We start from the raw sequence: 15232 nt of genomic DNA, 5'->3' as shown, positions 1-15232 counted from the left end.
TCCCTCGGTAGCCAACCACCCGGCCGACCTTACCGACGTGAACCGCACAATCGCCGGATATCCACGGCAAGCATCCCAAGGACCGCAGAAAGCACGCCGGCCCGCCGGAAGATCCGACGGGCCGGCGGCACCTGCGCAGGTCAGGACTTCGGCGTGGGCTCCCGACGGGTACGCAGGAAGGCGAGCCCACCGAGGACCAGACCGGCGAGGCCGGCGACCAGACCGGCCACGCCGAGGGCCGTGCCGGCGCTCCCGTCGGAGTCGTCGTCACCGCCGGACGCGGCCGGCGAGGCGTTCGCGGCCCCGTTCGCCGCCGGCGAGGCGGACGGCGACGCGGCGGTCAGCTTGAGGACCGGGGCAGGGTTCTCCGGCTCCTCCTTGCCCGGCGTCGGCACCTCGATCCAGCGGGACACATTGCCGTCCGAGTAGGTCTGGATCACCTTGAACACCATCTGGTCGACCTGCGGCAGCGGCCCCATCGACACCGGGAACTCCTGGAACTCGCCCGGCTTGACCCCGCCGCCCGACGCCGCGGTGAAGGTCAGCTTGGCCACCGCCTCGGTGAGCTGGCTGCCGTGCACGTCGATCGGCGGGTCGACCTTGCGCTTCTCCGCCTGCACCGTCCACCCCGGCACCGGCATGGTGGACACCGAGCCGACCGGTGCCTCCTCCGGCAGGAAGACCTCCACCTTGGTGGTCGAGGCCGTGTCGCTCTCGTTCGGCACCCGGAAGGCGAAGCGGCCGTAGCCGCCCTGGGTCGCCTCCTTCGGGTTGACCGTGACGTGCGCCGAGGCCGGGCCGGCGAGGCCGAGCACGGCGGTGGCGACGGCGGCGAGGGCGAGCGCGGCCGCGGTGGCGGGACGCCGAAGACGGAACATGGGCGGAAGCCTCTCCTACTTGATCGGCACGGTGGCGGTCACCGTGGCCTGGTCGATGTCGGACGTGCGGACGGTGAAGCGAAACACCCACTGCCCCGCCGCCGGCAGGTTGATCTCACCGGTGGCGTGGTTGTCGGTCAGCGACAACAGCGGGATCTCGATCGGCTCGATCCCGGCCGACGGCAGCGCGGCGGTGGCCTTCCACTCCTGCACCGGCTGCGGTCGGTTGTCGCTGGTGTACGCGTACAGGTGCATCGAGTTGTTGCCGCGCTGGGCCGGGTCCAGCTCCACCTGCAGTGAGTAGAGCGGGCTGGTCAGCGTGGTGGAGAAGTAGCCGGTGGACGTACCGGCCACGTTGGCGGCCTCGGTGCGGGCCGGCGTGGTCTGCACCAGGTTGGCCGTGACGCCGAGCACCACCGCGGTGATCGCCAGCTCGGCCACCACCGCCCGGCGCATCGAACCGGGCCGGCCCGCCGCGGTGCGCCGCACCAGCGACCGGGAGTACGCGGCCACCCCGATCACCAGCACGAACAGACCGATCTTGGCGAGCAGCAACTGCCCGTACGTGGTGTCGAACAGCGCCCGCGGGGTGGCCACCTCGATCAGCCCCTGCACGGTGCCGGCGAGCAGCAGCGCCGCGACCGCCAGGGCCGCCCAGCGGGACCAGATCGGCAGGATCGCGTCCAGCTCCCGCTCGTCGGCCCGGCGCAGCAGAAAGACCGCGAGCATCACCAGGCCGCCCAGCCAGACCGCCATGCTGCCCAGGTGCACCGCGTCCACCACCACCGAGACCGCCGGCACCGGCGAGGCGGCCGGGTGGCCGGCCAGCGGCCAGGTGAACAGCGCCGCCCCGCCGAGGATGGCCAGGATGATCCCGTCGGTCCGGCCGACCGGCGAGGCGAAGAGCGGCCGCAGCAGGAACGCCGCTGCGGCGAGCAGGCCGAGCCGGACCAGGTGCGCGGTGCCGTACGCGCTGCCCAACACGTCGCCGAAACCGGACCCGGTCACGGCGAACAGGCCACCACCGGCCGTGTAGGGCACCTGCAACCAGAGCTCGGCCAGGGTCGCGACGGCCAGCAGGCCCAGGCCCGACCAGGCCAGCCGGGCCGGCCCGCGCCGGGACAGCCGGCGCGGCCAGAGCAGGGCCAGCACCAGGGCCGGGCCGACCAGCAGCAGCAGACCCAGGTAGCCGACGTACTTCGCCACCTTCACCGCGTTCTCCACCACCGGATTCGCGCGGCTGTCCGTACCGGTGTCGGTCGGCGGCGTCGACGGGGCGCCCACCGAGTAGGTGAAGGCGCCGGAGACCGGGTGGCTGTCGGCGGAGATCACCCGGTAGCTGACCAGATAGGTGCCGCGCGCGCCGGACGGGTCGACCGGGATGGTCACCACCGTGTCCTTGAACGTCGGCTCGCCCCGGTCGGCCCGGGAGCCGTCGGGGGCGATCACCCGGATCTTGCCCGGGACCTTGCGGACCCCCTCGCTGAAGGTCAGCACCACCTCGGCCGGCGCGCCGGGCACCACGGCGGAGGCGGTCGGGCTGGTGCTCACCAGCACCGCGTGGGCGCTGGCCGGGGTGGCCGGGGCGAGGAGCAGGGCGGCCAGGGCGACCAGCAGGCCGGCGGCGGCCCCCAGCCGGGCGGCCCAGCGGCGGTCGGCGGCGGCCGGTCGGTCGGCCCCGCGGCGGTCGGCGGCGGGGCGGCGCCGGCGGCGTACGGCAGCAGTCATGACCATCATGCTTCCCGACGCGGCCCGGGATCGGCGACCCCTGATCATCCGCGTCCGGCGGCGAGCGCGGCGGGTCGGGGCCGCTCCGGCTCGTCGCTGACCCGGCCGAGCGCCCAGAGCAGGCCGGCCTGCACCACGGCCGCCAGGTGGCCCAACTCGTGCACGGCGGCGGTGGTCGAGGCGGCGATGTCCACCAGGCTGGTGCCGGCCAGGCAGACCGCCAGCACCAGGGCCACCGGCAGGAACGCCCGGGCCCGCTCCGGCCGCCAGGCGGCGAGCGCGAAGCCGACCGCGAGGGCCGCGTCGAAGGAGGCCATCTCCCGGCTGGTGTGCGGGTCCGCGTCGACGCCCAGCCCGGCCAGCAGGATCGGCAGCGCGACAGCGAACTGCGCCGCCGCGGCCACCGCCACGGCCACCCGGAGCACCTGCCGCCGGGCCCGCCCGGCGGCCGCGGCACCGGCCCGCGCCGCCGCCCGGTCCGCGGCGACGGCGGCCAGCACCGGGGCGGTCAGATCGGGTACGTCCACCGGCTGCAGCCGGGTGAGCCGGGTCACCCGCTCGGCGTGGGCCAGCCAGGAGCGGCAGCCCGGGCAGGACCCGGTGTGCGCCTCCAGGGCCGCCGCCGGGGCCTGCGGGTCCTCCCCGTCCAGGCGCGCCGACAGCGCCAGGCGAACCTCGTCGCACGTCATGAGCGGGTAGTCGGCGGGCGGGTGGGAAAAGTTCCCGACGTGGGCCGGACCACGGAAAGGGCCGAAGGACCCTGCCCGACCCCCGTACGCCGCGTAACCTCGTCTGTCGTGATCCCCGCCCCGCGCGACAGCTCCGCCAGCCACCGTGCGGCGGGGCCCGACGCTGCGCCGGACCCGGCCACGCACTGGGCGCTGGCCGCTGGCGACGGGGACCCGGTCGCCCAGGCCGCCTTCGTCCGCGCCACCCAGGCCGAGGTGTGGCGCTTCGCCGCCGCCCTGGTCGACGTGGACAGCGCCGACGATCTGACCCAGGAGACCTACCTGCGCGCGTTCCGGGCGCTGCCCGGGTTCGAGGGGCGGTCCACCGCGCGTACCTGGCTGCTCGGCATCGCCCGGCGGGCCTGCGCCGACCACCTGCGCACGGTGGTCCGCCGGCGGCGGCTCGACGAGCGGCTCACCGCGCACGCGGCCACCGAGCGGCCGTACCCCGACCCCGCCGGGCAGCTCGGCGCCACCGACCTGATCCGCCGGCTGCCCGCCGAACGGCGCGGCGCGTTCGTGCTCACCCAGCTGCTCGGCCTGTCATACACCGAGGCCGCCGCCGTGGAGGGGGTGCCGGTGGGCACCATCCGGTCCCGCGTCGCCCGGGCCCGCAGCGAGCTGGTCGACGCCGTCGGCGACGCGCTGGCCGGATGACGGCGGAACTTTTCTCGGATCCGAGGCGACCAATGACCGTGACTGCACCGAGCACCCGGGCCATCCAGTGGCCCGCCGTCCGGCCCTGGCTCGGCGCCGCCGTCCGGCTCGGGCTGGCCGCCGTCTGGTTGTTCGCCGGCGCCACCAAGGTCGGCGACCTGGCCGCCTCCGGCCGCGCGGTCAACGCCTACCAGGTCATGCCGTACGAGGTGGCCACCGTGATCGGCGCCGCGCTGCCCTTCGTGGAGCTGGCGCTCGGCGTACTCCTGCTCGTCGGGCTGGCCAGCCGCCTGGTCGCCAGCGTCTCCACGGCGCTGCTGGTGGTCTTCATCACCGGCATCGCCTCGGCCTGGGCGCGCGGCCTCGCCATCGACTGCGGGTGCTTCGGCAGCGGCGGCCAACTCGCCGCCGGGCAGGCCCCGAGCTACCTCCCGGAGATCCTCCGGGACCTGGGATTCCTGGTCATGGCCGGATTCCTGCTGATCTGGCCCCGCACCCCGTTCTCCGTGGACGGCTGGCTGGCGGGCGCGGCACCCGAGGAGGGCGAGGATGAGTAGTCGGAAGGGTCAGAAGAAGGCGGCCCAGGTGGTCCGCGCGCAGATCGCCCGGGAGAAGCGGCGCACCCGCACGATCATCACGTCGATCGCCGCGGTGGTGGTGCTGGTGATCGCCGGGCTGATCGGCTGGGCCGTCTACTCCAGCCAGCAGTCGAAGACCTTCACCGCCCCGCCCGGCGCCAACGCCGGCGGCACCGGCATCCTCGACGGAAACGGCCCCGTCACCATCGACCTGTACGAGGACTACCTCTGCCCGGTCTGCAAGCAGTTCCAGCAGGTCAACGGGGCGACCATCGACGAGTTGGTCAGAGACCACAAGGTGCGGGTGATCTTCCACCCGGTGGCCTTCCTGAACCGCTTCTCCACCACCCAGTACTCCACCCGCGCCTCGGCCGCCGCCGGCTGCGCCGCCAAGGGCTCGAGGTTCAAGGAGTTCACCAACGAGCTCTTCGCCAAGCAGCCGCCGGAGGGCAGCGCCGGGCTGAGCGACGCCGAGCTGATCGACATCGGCGCGGGCGTCGGGCTGGACCGGGACGACTTCGGGGCCTGCGTCAACAACGGCACGTTCAAGGCGTGGACCGCGCACGTCACGGACGACGCCAGCAAGTCGGGCGTCACCGGCACCCCGACCATCAAGGTCAACGGCAAGGAGCTCACAGACAAGAGCCCCGAGGGGATCAAGGCAGCGGTGGCGGCGGCCGGAAAGTGAGCCTCCTACCGCTGCGCCGGGCGGCGGTGGTGCTCACCGCCGCCCTCGCCGCACTCCTCGCCCTCGCCGCCCCGGCCGCCGCGCACGGGGCGGACGCCCCCGACGGCACCAACTACCGGGCCGCGGTGATCGAGTTCAGCCCGGCCCCGCCCGGACTCACCGCCCGGATGGTCGAGGCGGGCGCCCGGCTCGAGCTGACCAACCACACCGGGCGGGACGTCGAGGTGATCGGCTACTCCGGCGAGCCGTACCTGCGGATCGGGCCGGGCGGGGTGTACGAGAACACCCGCTCCCCCGCCACCTACCTGAACCGGACCATCGCCGGCGACACCCAGCTGCCCCCGCAGGCCGACCCGGCGGCGCCGCCGACCTGGCAGCGGATCTCCGCCGGGCCGACCGCCCGCTGGCACGACCAGCGCACGCTCTGGCTGGAGTCGGCGCCACCGTCGCAGGTCACCGCCGACCCGGCTCGGGAGCAGCAGGTCCGCGCCTGGGTGGTGCCGCTGCGCACCGGCGACCAGCCCGTCGAGGTACGCGGCACGCTGGACTGGGTGCCGCCGCCGGACGCCTACCCGTGGTGGGTGGCCGCCACGCTCGGCTTCCTGCTGATCGGCGCGGCCGGGCTGGTTCCCGCCGGCTCGACGGCCGGTACGCGCGCGTTGCGCGCGGCGGGCGCGCTGCTCGCCGCCGGCGGGCTGGCCACGGTGGCGCTCACCGTCGGCCGGGCGCTGGACGCCGGGGCCGCCGGCGTCGGCGGGGTGCTGCTCGAGCTGGTCAGCGGGCAGGTGTGGACGCTGCTCACCGGGCTCGGCGCGCTCGCCGCCGGCGGATACGCGCTGGCTCGCCGGGAGGCCGCCGACTTCGCGCTCGCCCTGGCCGGGGCCTGCCTGGCCCTCTTCGCCGGGGTGGCGAACCTGGCCGTGCTGTCCCGCTCGGTGGTGCCGGTGCTGTGGCCGGCGGGCCTGGCCCGGGTGCTGGTGACGCTGATCCTGGCCACCGGGGCGGGTGCGGTCGCCGCCGGCGTCCTGCGCCTGCACGCCGCCTCCCGCGCCGCGCGGCACGCACCGGGCGACCCACGCCCCACCGCCGCGACGCCTGCCCGCCGCTGACGAACGCCCCGCGTGGGCCCATCCATGATCACGCTCGATCCTGGGGCCTCGTGACGACCGGAAGGCCACTACGTCCGGGATTGAGCACGACCTTGGAACGCTGCCCCGGTGAGGTGGGTCAGGCGGGGCGGGGGGGCGGTGCGGGGGTCGAAGCCGTAGGGCAGCTCGAGGCGGTGGGCCGCCAGCAGGGCGTCGTCGGTGAGGATCTCGGGCGTGGGGGCGTCGGCGACGATCCGGCCGGCGTCCAGGATCACCGAACGGTCGCAGAGTTCCGCCGCGTACGGCAGGTCGTGGGTGACCATCAGCAGGGTCACCGGCAGCGCACGCAGGATTTCCGCCAGCTCCCGCCGGGCGGCCGGGTCGAGGTTGGACGACGGCTCGTCGAGGACCAGGATCTCCGGGTGCATGGCGAGCACGGTGGCCACCGCCACCCGGCGGCGCTGCCCGAACGAGAGGTGGTGCGGCGCCCGGTCCCGGTGCTCGCTCATCCCCACGGCGGCCAGGGCCTCGTCGACCCGGGCAGCGAGCTCCGCCCCGCGCAGCCCCAGGTTGGCCGGCCCGAACGCGACGTCCTCGGCGACGGTGGGCAGGAACAGCTGATCGTCCGGGTCCTGGAAGACGATGCCCACCCGGCGGCGGATCTCGGCGAGGGTGTCCCGGTCCCGGCCCACGGTCAGGCCGCCGACGCTGACCGTCCCCTCCGTCGCGGTGAGGATGCCGTTGAGGTGCAGCACCAGCGTGGTCTTCCCGGCGCCGTTCGGCCCGAGCAGGGCCACCCGCTCCCCGCGCGGCACGGTCAGATCCACCCCGTGCAGGGCGACGTGGCCGTCCGGGTACGCGTACCGGACGCCGCGTACGTCCAGCGAGGGAGGTGTCTGCACGTGCCCGATCATCTCAGGACGACCGCGACGGCGGCGATGGTGGCCGCGGCCAGCGGCACCGTCGCGGCGGCCATCCACTGCCCGGCGGTGGCCGCGCCGGCGCCCTGCCACACCGCCGGCATCCGCCCCGTGTAGCCGCGGGAGAGCATCGCCAGGTAGACCCGCTCGCCGCGTTCGAAGGCACGCAGGAAGAGCGCGCCCACCCCGGCGGCGAAACCCCGGAGCTGCCAGAGGAACCGCGGGTCGTCGCCCCGGGACACCCGGGCCACCCGCATCCGCCGTGCCTCGCCCACCAGCACGTCCAGGTAGCGCAGCATGAACGTGGCGATCTGGGTGAGGATCTGCGGGCAGCGCAGCCGGTCCAGGCCGACGATCAGGTCACGCGTCGTCGTGGTCGCCGCCAGCAACAGCGACGCGAGTACGCCGAGCGTGCCCTTGGCCAGGATGTTCCAGGCGCCGTGCAGCCCGTCGACGGACAGGCTCAACCCGGCCACCTCGACCCGCTCCCCGGTGCCGAGGAACGGCAGCGCGAACGCGAAGAGCACGAACGGCAGCTCGATCAGCGCCCGGCTGAGCAGCCAGCGCGGCCCGACCCGGGCCAACGCCGCCACGGCGGCGACCAGCAGGGCGTAGGCGCCGAAAGCCCAGTACGCCTCCCGGGGCGTGGCGACCACCGCGACGGTGAAGAGCACCATCGCGGCGATCTTCACCTCCGGCGCGAGGCGGTGCACCGGTGAGGCGGACTCGCGGTAGAGCACGTGCACGTGCCCGGCACCCATGACGGCGGTCCTTCAGCGGGTGCCGGCGGGGCGCGCGCCGGCGTCCCGTGCCGCCGACCCGGTCGGGGCGCCAGCGCCAGGATCGGTCGGGGCGCCGTTGGCCGGGCCGGTCGGGGCGCCGTCGGTGGGGGCGCCGGTGGCCGGGCCGCGGCGGCGGGCCAGCCAGAACAGGCCGCCGCCCAGGGCGAAGGTGAGCAGCACGCCGATCACGCCGGAGATCCCGGTCGAGAGGAACCCGTTGCCGACGCCCCGGACGCCGTAGTCGGCCAACGGGCTGTCGGCCAGCTCGTGGTCCTTGGCCTGCTGGGCCGGGCAGCTCCCGCCGGTGATCTCGTCCTCGGCGTTCACCGTGCAGCCCTTCAGCAGCGACGAGTCGAGCCCGTCCGGGTGCGACGAGGCGTAGTTGCTGACGACGCCGGCGAGCAGCAGGGCGACCAGCAGGCCGCCGAGGATGAGGGGCCAAGGGCGCTTGCTCATCGGAGACCTCCGGCGGTCGGGACGGCGGGAGCCGGCACAGCCGGCTTGCGGGCGCGCAGCGCGTACACCAGATCGGGACGGACCTTCGCGACGGTGACCACCGTGGTCGCGGTGATCAGGCCCTCGCCGATGCCAATCAGCAGGTGGACGCCGGCCATCGTGCCGGCCAGGCCGGCGAGGTTGCCGCCCAGGTCGGCGGTGCCGCCCAGCCAGTACTGCAGGACGAAGCCCTGGCTGGCGACCACCACGCTGACCAGCGCGGCGACGAAGGCGGTGACGCCGAGACCGGCCGTGGTGCGCGGCAGCACCCGCAGCAGCAGCGCGATCAGCAGGTACGCGGCGGCGGTGCCGAGGATCGCCATGTTGGTGATGTTGAGGCCGAGCATGGCCACCCCGCCGTCGCCGAAGACCAGCGCCTGCACGACAAGGACCACGGCCACGCAGAGCGCCCCGACCCACGGCCCGACCAGCAGCGCGGCGAGGGCGCCACCGAGCAGGTGGCCACTGACGCCGGCGGTGAAGATCGGGAAGTTGAGCATCTGCACGGCGAAGATGAACGCGGCCACCAGGCCCGCCATCGGGGCCAGCCGGTCGTCGAGGTCGCGGCGCCCGCGCAGCACGCAGAAGGCGAGCACGGCGAGCGCGAACGCGGCGAAGATCGCGGCGACGGGACCGTCGATGATCCCGTTCGAGATGTGCATCGCCAGTGTGTCCACTCGACCTCCCCGGACGCGGCGGGAGGATCCACGCCGACACGGGCAGCTTATTTGCGACGGCCCGTTGTTGCCACTCCCTTGCAACAAGCCATGGTGATCATCACGCCGCCGCGCGTCGCCACCGTCCCGGTCCGGCCATGCGGCGGTATCGTCAGCGCCATGACCGACCGCCTCAGCACCGGCGACCCCGCCCCCGAATTCACCCTCCCCACCGACAGCGGCGGGAGCCTCTCCCTGGCCGACCTGCGCGGCCGCAAGGTCATCCTGTACGCGTACCCGGCCGCCATGACGCCCGGCTGCACCAAGCAGGCGTGCGACTTCCGCGACTCGCTCGCCTCGCTCCAGGCCGCCGGCTTCGAGGTCGTGGGCATCTCCCCGGACAAGCCCGAGAAGCTGGCGAAGTTCCGCGACCGGGACGCCATCACCTTCCCGCTGGTCGCCGACACCGACAAGGCCGTGCTGACCGCGTACGGCGCGTACGGCGAGAAGCAGCTGTACGGCAAGACGGTGACCGGGGTGATCCGCTCGACCTTCGTCATCGACGAGGACGGGAAGATCGAGCGGGCGCTCTACAACGTCAAGGCCACCGGGCACGTCGCCAAGCTCCGCCGGGACCTCGGCCTGGACTGAGCCTGCCGTAGGCCGCCGCTACCGTGCGCACATGCCTCGGTACAAGTACAGCCCGGAGATGCTGGCGGCAGCGGCGGCACCGGCCCGGAGCATCGCGGAGGTGCTGCGGCTGCTCGGCGTACGGCTGAGCGGTGGGTCGCACGCACATCAGCCGGCAGCTCAAGCGCTTCGGCATCGACACGTCGCACTTCACCGGGCAGGTGCACAACAAGGGGCAACGCGGCGCACGGCGCACCACCTCGTCCCAGTTGTTGCTACGGCTGCCGGCCGGCTCCCGCCGCACACCGGGCACCCGGTTGAAGTGGGCGCTGCGGGACATCGGCGTCCCCGAGGAGTGTGAGAGTGCGGCGTCGGCCCACGCTGGCGGGGCCGGCCGCTGACGCTGCACGTGGACCACATGAACGGCGACTTCCTGGACAACCGGCCACCGAACCTGCGGATGCTCTGTCCGAACTGTCACAGCCAGACCGACACCTACGCTGGCCGGAACAAGCGCGGTCCGTCGCCAGAGGCCCCGTCCCCCGCCGCCGCACCCACGCCAGCAGTTCGTCCTCAGTTACCGCTGGCTCAGGTGGAAGACCTGATCAGGCAAGTGGCAGTCGGCATCCTCGGTCCGAGCGAGGCCGCGCGGCGAATCGACTGCCACCGCAACCACGTCGCCCGGCTCCGACAACGTCTCGCCGACCGAGGCGGCCTCGCCGCCGCGCCCGCACGCCGGGCAACTCGGTATCCCGCACTCGAAGCTGTCGTCGTTCGCCACGCGCTGGCACACCCCGATCTCGGCCCACGAAGGCTGGCCGACCTCATCAAGTCGTCGTCCGCCGGCACGTGCGTGGTCAGCCATGGAACGGTGTCGAACATTCTGCGGCGGGCGGGACTGCACACCGTCTCGGCCCGACGCACTAGACTCATCGAGTCGCGGGAGTGGCGTAACAGGCAGGCGCGCGGGCCTTAGGAGCCCGTGTCCGAAAGGACGTGGGGGTTCGACTCCCCTCTCCCGCACCAGCAGCGGTGTCGTGAAGGTCACGAAGGTGGGTTCACGCCGCGCCATTCCCGCAGGATGGCGGGCGTGAACCTGCGTTTCGTCCTCGACCCCGAACTCACCCCCGAGCTGCACGAGCAGATCGTCGCACTCTGGGTGGACGTCACCAACGCCGGCGGCGCGGTCGGCTTCGTCGCCCCGGTGACGGCGGCCGAAGTCCGGCCCCTCGCCGAGGAGACCTTCGCGGGTCTGGCCGACGGGCCGGACCGGCTGCTGGTGGGCTACGCGGGGGACCGCCTCGTCGGCATCCTGATCATCTCCGACAACCGGTTCCACCTGAAGACGCACTGGCGGGTGCTCAAGCGGGTGATGGTGCATCCCGATACCCAGGGCCGGGGGTACGGCGCGGCGCTGATGCGCGAGGCCGAGCGGATCGGCCGGGAGCTGGGCCTGGCGGCGCTGCACGTGACGGTGCGGGACGGCCTAGGTTTGGGCGCGTTCTACGGCCGGCTCGGCTACCGGGAGGTGGGCCGGCTCCCCGCCGCGCTGCGCCTCGTCCCCGGCGACGACCGGGACGAGGTCTTGATGTGGCTCGACCTGGGCACCGCCGCGGCCTGACCATTCCGGCAGTGTCGGCAGCCGCAGCGGGCGGTCGATGGCGCCGGAGCTCTGGCGGCCCGGACAAGCGACCTGACCGAGAGCTGAGACGCGACCGTCACCAGGCGACGCCGATCCCGTCGCCGGGGTACCAGTGCCGGGCCGGGGTCTCCCGGTATGCGAGGAACCGGCGGCCGGTGCGTTCGGCGTGCTGGGCGAGGACGTTGGTGATCGTGGCGTTGTCGGTGAGCAGCATCGCCGCGGGGGCGAGTTGCGGCTCGATCGCGGCGAACTCGCGCTGCTCGTGCCCCCGGCTGTGGTCGCTGTCGTGCAGGAAGAGGTCGACCGGCCGGTGCAGTGCGTTGATGGAGGCGATGGAGTCGCCGATGACGAGGTCGACCACGTCGGCCCACGGGGTGGTTTTGGCGAGGTAGCCGGCCTCGGGGTTGATGTCGAGCGAGGTGAGCCGGCCGGGGTGTCCTTCGGCGGTGTTGCGTAGCAGGGCGGCGGCCAGGACGCAGCTGCCGAGGCCCTTGTCCACGCCGGTCTCGACGACATGGGCGGGTTTGCGGGCGCGGACGATGGCGTACCAGCCGATCCGGCGGGCGTAGCGGACCTGCCGGTCGGCCAGGCCGCGCCGGGACGCGGTGGCGGTGGCGGTCTCGATGTGCCCGCGCAGCTTGTCGTCGCCTTCGAGTTCGGCGAACCAGCCGCGCACCTGCCCGACGGGGACGTCGCACACGACGCTGACGAACCAGGCGAGGTGGTGCTGGCTCAGGGTGGTCAGGTCGTACGTGTAGTTGTGATGCTCGCGGGAGGTGAGCAGCCAGCGGGCGGAGGCGCGCAGCACCTTGCCGTCGTGCCGGGCGACCTTGGCCAGGCGGGTCGGGAAGGCGGCGACCGGGGCCAGCCGGGTGCGGGCGATGGCCCGACGGAGCTTCGTTGCGTCCACGGAAGGGTTTCTACCAGGCGAAGGGGGTCGCTGACGATGAAAAGTTCCGGGTCGGCGTAACCATCCGGTGGGTACGCGGGCGACAGGGCCGGTCAGTAACATCGCGGCATGTCGTATCCCCATCAGTATGCCGATCCTCAACCTTTCCAGCCGCCGGTGGATCCAATCGGCGGTCCTTCCGATGTGGAGGCGGGTGAGCCACCACGACCGCGGCGCCGGTGGAGGCGGATAGTTCTGATCAGTCTGCTGGTGGTGGCGCTGCTGGGTGGCGTTGGCCTGATCGCTGGTGGGATCTACCTGAAGTCCGTCGAGTCCGGTATCGAGCGGGTCGACGCCTTTGCCGGGATGCCTGAGGAGGGTCGCCCGACGGCAGGGGCCAAGGGCGCGCAGAACCTGCTGCTTCTCGGCAGCGACTCCCGTGACCCGGAGAAGACCGAGGGGTCGCGTACGGACACGATCATCGTGGCCCACCTTCCGGCCGACCGGTCAAGCGCCCAGCTGATCTCCATTCCACGAGACACGTGGGTGTCGGTGCCGCGATCGGCGGACGGTCAGCACGGCGGCCGGGAGGCGAAGATCAACGCTGCCTTCGCCTGGGGCGGTGTGCCGCTGATGGTGCAGACGGTGGAGAAGTTCACCGGGGTGCGGATCGACCACGTGGCGATCATCGACTTCGCCGGCTTTAAGGACATCATCGACGCGCTCGGCGGCGTGGACGTCAACGTGGAGAAGTCCTTCAAGTCGATCCACCCGCCGTACCGCGCCTTCCAGGCCGGCCCGCAGCAGCTCGACGGCGAGGCGGCGCTCGACTACTCCCGCCAGCGCAAGCAGTTCGCAGACGGGGACTTCGCCCGCATCCGCCACCAGCAGCAGGTCATCAAGGCCATCCTCGACAAGGCCGCCTCCGGTGGCATCCTCGCCAACCCCGCCAAGCTGAACTCGTTCCTCAAGGCGACGTCGAGCTCGGTGTCGGTGGACAAGGGCATGTCGTTGCTCGACATGGGGACGCAGATGCGCGGGGTGCGGGGCAGCAACCTGTCGTTCCTCACCAGCCCGACCAAGGGCACTGGCCGGAAGGGCACCGAGAGTGTGGTGCTCGCCGACACCGACCGGGCGAAGGCCTGCTACGACGCGGTGCGCCGGGACGCGGTGGACGAGATCAAGCAGTACGCCCGGAAGTGACCGCCCCGGCGGGCGGGACGACGACGTGACGGGGCGGCGGGGTCGAGTGATCCTGCCGCCCCTTGTCGTCGTCAGTAGGCGCCGCGCCGGGCCAGGACCACGCTCACGGTCCGCCACAGGATCCCGAGGTCGTACGCCAGGGACCAGTTGTCCACGTAGTGCAGGTCCAGGCGGACCGCGTCGTCCCAGGTAAGGTCCGACCGGCCGGAGATCTGCCAGAGCCCGGTGATGCCGGGCCGGACCAGCAGCCGGCGGCGGACGTCGCCCTGGTAGTCGTCGTCCTCGGTGGGCAGCGGCCGCGGACCCACCAGCGACATCTGGCCCATCAGCACGTTGATGAGCTGGGGGAGTTCGTCCAGCGACAGCGCGCGGAGGTGGCGGCCGATCGGCGTGATCCGCGGATCGTCCTTCATCTTGAACAGCAGACCGTCGCTCTCGTTCTGGTCCCGCAGCGCCTCGAGGCGCTGCTCCGCGTTCGTGTACATGGTGCGGAACTTCCACACCTTGAAGGCGTTTCCCCGGTGGCCGATCCGGGTCTGCCGGAACATGACGGGCCCGGGGTCGGTCAGCTTAATGGCCAGTGCGGTCGTAAGCAGCACTGGGCTCAGCAGAATCAGGCCGACCAGCGCGGCGAGCCGGTCGAGGACCGACTTGGCCAGCAGGGAGAGTCCGGACAGGGTCGGCTCCTCGACGTTGAGCAGTGGCAGCCCCTCGACGGGCCGTACGTGAATGCGTGGTCCCGTGACATCGGTGACCTGTGGCACCACGACCAGGTCGAGGCCGGTGCCCTCCAACTGCCAGGCGAGCCGGCGCAGCTCGTACGATTCCAGGCTCGCCGGCCCGCACACCGCGATGGTGTCCGCCTCGATCTCCTCGACGAGAGGCACCAGATCCCACCCGACGTAGACCGGGACCGGCGCCGTCACCTGCTCGCCGGGCAGCGGGTGATGGGGCAGGTGAATGGCGATCGGCCGCAGCCCCGCCCCCGGGTTCCGGGTGACCACGTCGTAGAGCGCCAGCGCGTCGGAGAGCTTGCCCACCAGCAGCACCTTCTGCGACGACCGCCCGCCGTCCCGCCGGACGTAGCGCAGCACGCTCCGGGCCAGGAATCGACCCGACAGGGTGTAGAGCAGCGCCGCCAGGATGACGACCACCACCGTCATCCGGGACAGGTCCTTCTTGAAGCCGAGCGCCAGCAGCGACACGGTGGCGGCCATGGCGATGCTGGCCCTTCCCACCCGCTTGAGTTCCTCGGTGCCGGTCCCGAGCGCGCGGCGGTCATACGCGCCGCAGGCCGCCAGCAGGGCGGTCCAGCCCAACGGCACCCCCAGGTTGGCCACCAGGACGAACATCCCGTCGACCCCGTTTGGAGCGGCGGTGTCTCGGAATCCGGCGTCGGCCACGTCGAGCAGGGCGATAGCCGTCCGGCTGGCCGCCAGCGCCCCCAGAAAGTCGAGCAGCACCAGCCACGCCACGTACGGGCGGTGCCAGGTGGCCCGCCGGGCGACCGGACGGGCGAAGGCCGACCGGGCAATACCGTTCGACGGCGGCGTGATCACGCCGAACATCGGATCCGGACTCGACGCCGGCGGAGCGGCCGGACCGATCTGGGTATGGCTGGACACAATGGGCCCTTCTCCATCATTCCTTGCGGGGGGGGGGGGGGGGGG

The 15232-nt window shown here is 72.9% G+C and carries 18 protein-coding genes and 1 tRNA gene; 9 read left to right on the top strand and 10 right to left on the bottom strand.

The window, feature by feature from the left end; all coding sequences use genetic code 11:
- Positions 1-140: 140 nt before the first annotated feature.
- Genes A6A27_RS00885 through A6A27_RS00875 form a run of 3 tightly spaced genes read right to left on the bottom strand, consistent with a single transcriptional unit; the run spans position 141 to position 3295 of the window.
- Positions 141-878: a YcnI family copper-binding membrane protein gene (locus tag A6A27_RS00885; protein ID WP_073832399.1), complete on the bottom strand. Its 738-nt coding sequence runs from the start codon at positions 876-878 to the stop codon at positions 141-143.
- A gap of 15 nt (positions 879-893) precedes the next feature.
- A complete protein-coding gene (locus tag A6A27_RS00880) occupies positions 894-2606 on the bottom strand; it encodes a copper resistance CopC/CopD family protein (RefSeq protein WP_083672375.1) in 1713 nt (570 codons plus the stop codon).
- A 44-nt stretch (positions 2607-2650) separates the two neighbouring features.
- Positions 2651-3295 (bottom strand): zf-HC2 domain-containing protein, encoded by a 645-nt coding sequence (locus A6A27_RS00875; RefSeq protein WP_073832398.1) that lies wholly within the window; start codon positions 3293-3295, stop codon positions 2651-2653.
- A gap of 108 nt (positions 3296-3403) precedes the next feature.
- Here A6A27_RS00875 and A6A27_RS00870 point away from each other — a divergent pair, with 108 nt between their 5' ends.
- Genes A6A27_RS00870 through A6A27_RS00855 form a run of 4 tightly spaced genes read left to right on the top strand, consistent with a single transcriptional unit; the run spans position 3404 to position 6366 of the window.
- Complete coding sequence (locus A6A27_RS00870; protein WP_073832397.1) at positions 3404-3991, top strand: sigma-70 family RNA polymerase sigma factor; 588 nt, start codon at positions 3404-3406, stop codon at positions 3989-3991.
- 32 nt (positions 3992-4023) lie between these two features.
- Complete coding sequence (locus tag A6A27_RS00865; protein WP_073832396.1) at positions 4024-4548, top strand: MauE/DoxX family redox-associated membrane protein; 525 nt, start codon at positions 4024-4026, stop codon at positions 4546-4548.
- Positions 4541-5257 (top strand): DsbA family protein, encoded by a 717-nt coding sequence (locus A6A27_RS00860; protein ID WP_073832395.1) that lies wholly within the window; start codon positions 4541-4543, stop codon positions 5255-5257. The genes A6A27_RS00865 and A6A27_RS00860 overlap by 8 nt, the downstream gene beginning before the upstream one ends.
- Entirely contained in the window at positions 5254-6366 is a 1113-nt protein-coding gene (locus A6A27_RS00855; RefSeq protein ID WP_073832394.1) for a hypothetical protein, read from the top strand. Before A6A27_RS00860 ends, A6A27_RS00855 begins: the two co-directional genes overlap by 4 nt.
- Before the next feature lie 68 nt (positions 6367-6434).
- Here A6A27_RS00855 and A6A27_RS00850 read toward each other — a convergent pair whose 3' ends face one another.
- The 4 genes from A6A27_RS00850 to A6A27_RS00835 are packed head-to-tail and all read right to left on the bottom strand — an operon-like array spanning position 6435 to position 9219.
- The gene (locus A6A27_RS00850) at positions 6435-7259 is read right to left on the bottom strand and encodes an energy-coupling factor ABC transporter ATP-binding protein (RefSeq protein ID WP_073832393.1); all 825 of its coding nucleotides are present in this window, start codon (positions 7257-7259) and stop codon (positions 6435-6437) included.
- Positions 7256-8026: a cobalt ECF transporter T component CbiQ gene (gene cbiQ, locus A6A27_RS00845; protein ID WP_073832392.1), complete on the bottom strand. Its 771-nt coding sequence runs from the start codon at positions 8024-8026 to the stop codon at positions 7256-7258. The genes A6A27_RS00850 and cbiQ overlap by 4 nt, the downstream gene beginning before the upstream one ends.
- Before the next feature lie 12 nt (positions 8027-8038).
- The gene (locus A6A27_RS00840) at positions 8039-8503 is read right to left on the bottom strand and encodes a PDGLE domain-containing protein (RefSeq protein ID WP_073832391.1); all 465 of its coding nucleotides are present in this window, start codon (positions 8501-8503) and stop codon (positions 8039-8041) included.
- Positions 8500-9219, bottom strand: a complete 720-nt coding sequence (locus A6A27_RS00835; protein ID WP_073832390.1) for an energy-coupling factor ABC transporter permease — start codon at positions 9217-9219, stop codon at positions 8500-8502. The genes A6A27_RS00840 and A6A27_RS00835 overlap by 4 nt, the downstream gene beginning before the upstream one ends.
- A gap of 159 nt (positions 9220-9378) precedes the next feature.
- Between A6A27_RS00835 and bcp the strand changes: the two genes are divergently transcribed.
- Together bcp and A6A27_RS44750 are read left to right on the top strand one after the other, a co-directional pair.
- Positions 9379-9849: a thioredoxin-dependent thiol peroxidase gene (gene bcp, locus A6A27_RS00830; protein WP_073832688.1), complete on the top strand. Its 471-nt coding sequence runs from the start codon at positions 9379-9381 to the stop codon at positions 9847-9849.
- A 131-nt stretch (positions 9850-9980) separates the two neighbouring features.
- Positions 9981-10229 (top strand): hypothetical protein, encoded by a 249-nt coding sequence (locus A6A27_RS44750; RefSeq protein WP_073832389.1) that lies wholly within the window; start codon positions 9981-9983, stop codon positions 10227-10229.
- Between the two features lie 176 nt (positions 10230-10405).
- On the opposite strand, the gene A6A27_RS44740 is transcribed toward A6A27_RS44750, so the two are convergent.
- Positions 10406-10693, bottom strand: a complete 288-nt coding sequence (locus A6A27_RS44740; RefSeq protein WP_198940160.1) for a hypothetical protein — start codon at positions 10691-10693, stop codon at positions 10406-10408.
- 74 nt (positions 10694-10767) lie between these two features.
- Between A6A27_RS44740 and A6A27_RS00815 the strand changes: the two genes are divergently transcribed.
- Positions 10768-10854, top strand: a tRNA-Leu gene (locus A6A27_RS00815).
- Between the two features lie 64 nt (positions 10855-10918).
- Complete coding sequence (locus tag A6A27_RS00810; RefSeq protein ID WP_073832387.1) at positions 10919-11449, top strand: GNAT family N-acetyltransferase; 531 nt, start codon at positions 10919-10921, stop codon at positions 11447-11449.
- Between the two features lie 97 nt (positions 11450-11546).
- On the opposite strand, the gene A6A27_RS00805 is transcribed toward A6A27_RS00810, so the two are convergent.
- Positions 11547-12380 carry a class I SAM-dependent methyltransferase gene (locus tag A6A27_RS00805; RefSeq protein WP_073832386.1) on the bottom strand — a complete coding sequence of 278 codons (834 nt, stop codon included), beginning with the start codon at positions 12378-12380 and terminating at the stop codon, positions 11547-11549.
- A 252-nt stretch (positions 12381-12632) separates the two neighbouring features.
- Here A6A27_RS00805 and A6A27_RS00800 point away from each other — a divergent pair, with 252 nt between their 5' ends.
- Positions 12633-13562 carry an LCP family protein gene (locus A6A27_RS00800; RefSeq protein ID WP_241825018.1) on the top strand — a complete coding sequence of 310 codons (930 nt, stop codon included), beginning with the start codon at positions 12633-12635 and terminating at the stop codon, positions 13560-13562.
- Between the two features lie 71 nt (positions 13563-13633).
- Here A6A27_RS00800 and A6A27_RS00795 read toward each other — a convergent pair whose 3' ends face one another.
- Positions 13634-15130, bottom strand: coding sequence for a sugar transferase (locus A6A27_RS00795; RefSeq protein ID WP_073832384.1), 1497 nt, complete (start codon positions 15128-15130; stop codon positions 13634-13636).
- Positions 15131-15232 lie beyond the last annotated feature (102 nt).

It is taken from the genome of Micromonospora sp. CB01531, from assembly GCF_001905095.1.
Taxonomy (GTDB): Bacteria; Actinomycetota; Actinomycetes; order Mycobacteriales; family Micromonosporaceae; genus Micromonospora.
The sequence above is the reverse complement of the archived record's forward strand: the minus strand, read 5'-3'. Positions and strand labels throughout refer to the sequence as shown.

Excerpts from the sequence above, each read along its gene's own strand:
- A6A27_RS44740 (WP_198940160.1), bottom strand. The coding sequence starts at position 10,693 with ATGGCTGACCACGCACGTGCCGGCGGACGACGACTTGATGAGGTCGGC.
- A6A27_RS00860 (WP_073832395.1), top strand. The coding sequence starts at position 4,541 with ATGAGTAGTCGGAAGGGTCAGAAGAAGGCGGCCCAGGTGGTCCGCGCG.
- A6A27_RS00880 (WP_083672375.1), bottom strand. The coding sequence starts at position 2,606 with ATGACTGCTGCCGTACGCCGCCGGCGCCGCCCCGCCGCCGACCGCCGC.
- A6A27_RS00795 (WP_073832384.1), bottom strand. The coding sequence starts at position 15,130 with ATGTTCGGCGTGATCACGCCGCCGTCGAACGGTATTGCCCGGTCGGCC.
- A6A27_RS00840 (WP_073832391.1), bottom strand. The coding sequence starts at position 8,503 with ATGAGCAAGCGCCCTTGGCCCCTCATCCTCGGCGGCCTGCTGGTCGCC.
- A6A27_RS00850 (WP_073832393.1), bottom strand. The coding sequence starts at position 7,259 with ATGATCGGGCACGTGCAGACACCTCCCTCGCTGGACGTACGCGGCGTC.
- A6A27_RS00885 (WP_073832399.1), bottom strand. The coding sequence starts at position 878 with ATGTTCCGTCTTCGGCGTCCCGCCACCGCGGCCGCGCTCGCCCTCGCC.
- A6A27_RS00875 (WP_073832398.1), bottom strand. The coding sequence starts at position 3,295 with ATGACGTGCGACGAGGTTCGCCTGGCGCTGTCGGCGCGCCTGGACGGG.
- cbiQ (WP_073832392.1), bottom strand. The coding sequence starts at position 8,026 with ATGGGTGCCGGGCACGTGCACGTGCTCTACCGCGAGTCCGCCTCACCG.
- bcp (WP_073832688.1), top strand. The coding sequence starts at position 9,379 with ATGACCGACCGCCTCAGCACCGGCGACCCCGCCCCCGAATTCACCCTC.
- A6A27_RS00865 (WP_073832396.1), top strand. The coding sequence starts at position 4,024 with ATGACCGTGACTGCACCGAGCACCCGGGCCATCCAGTGGCCCGCCGTC.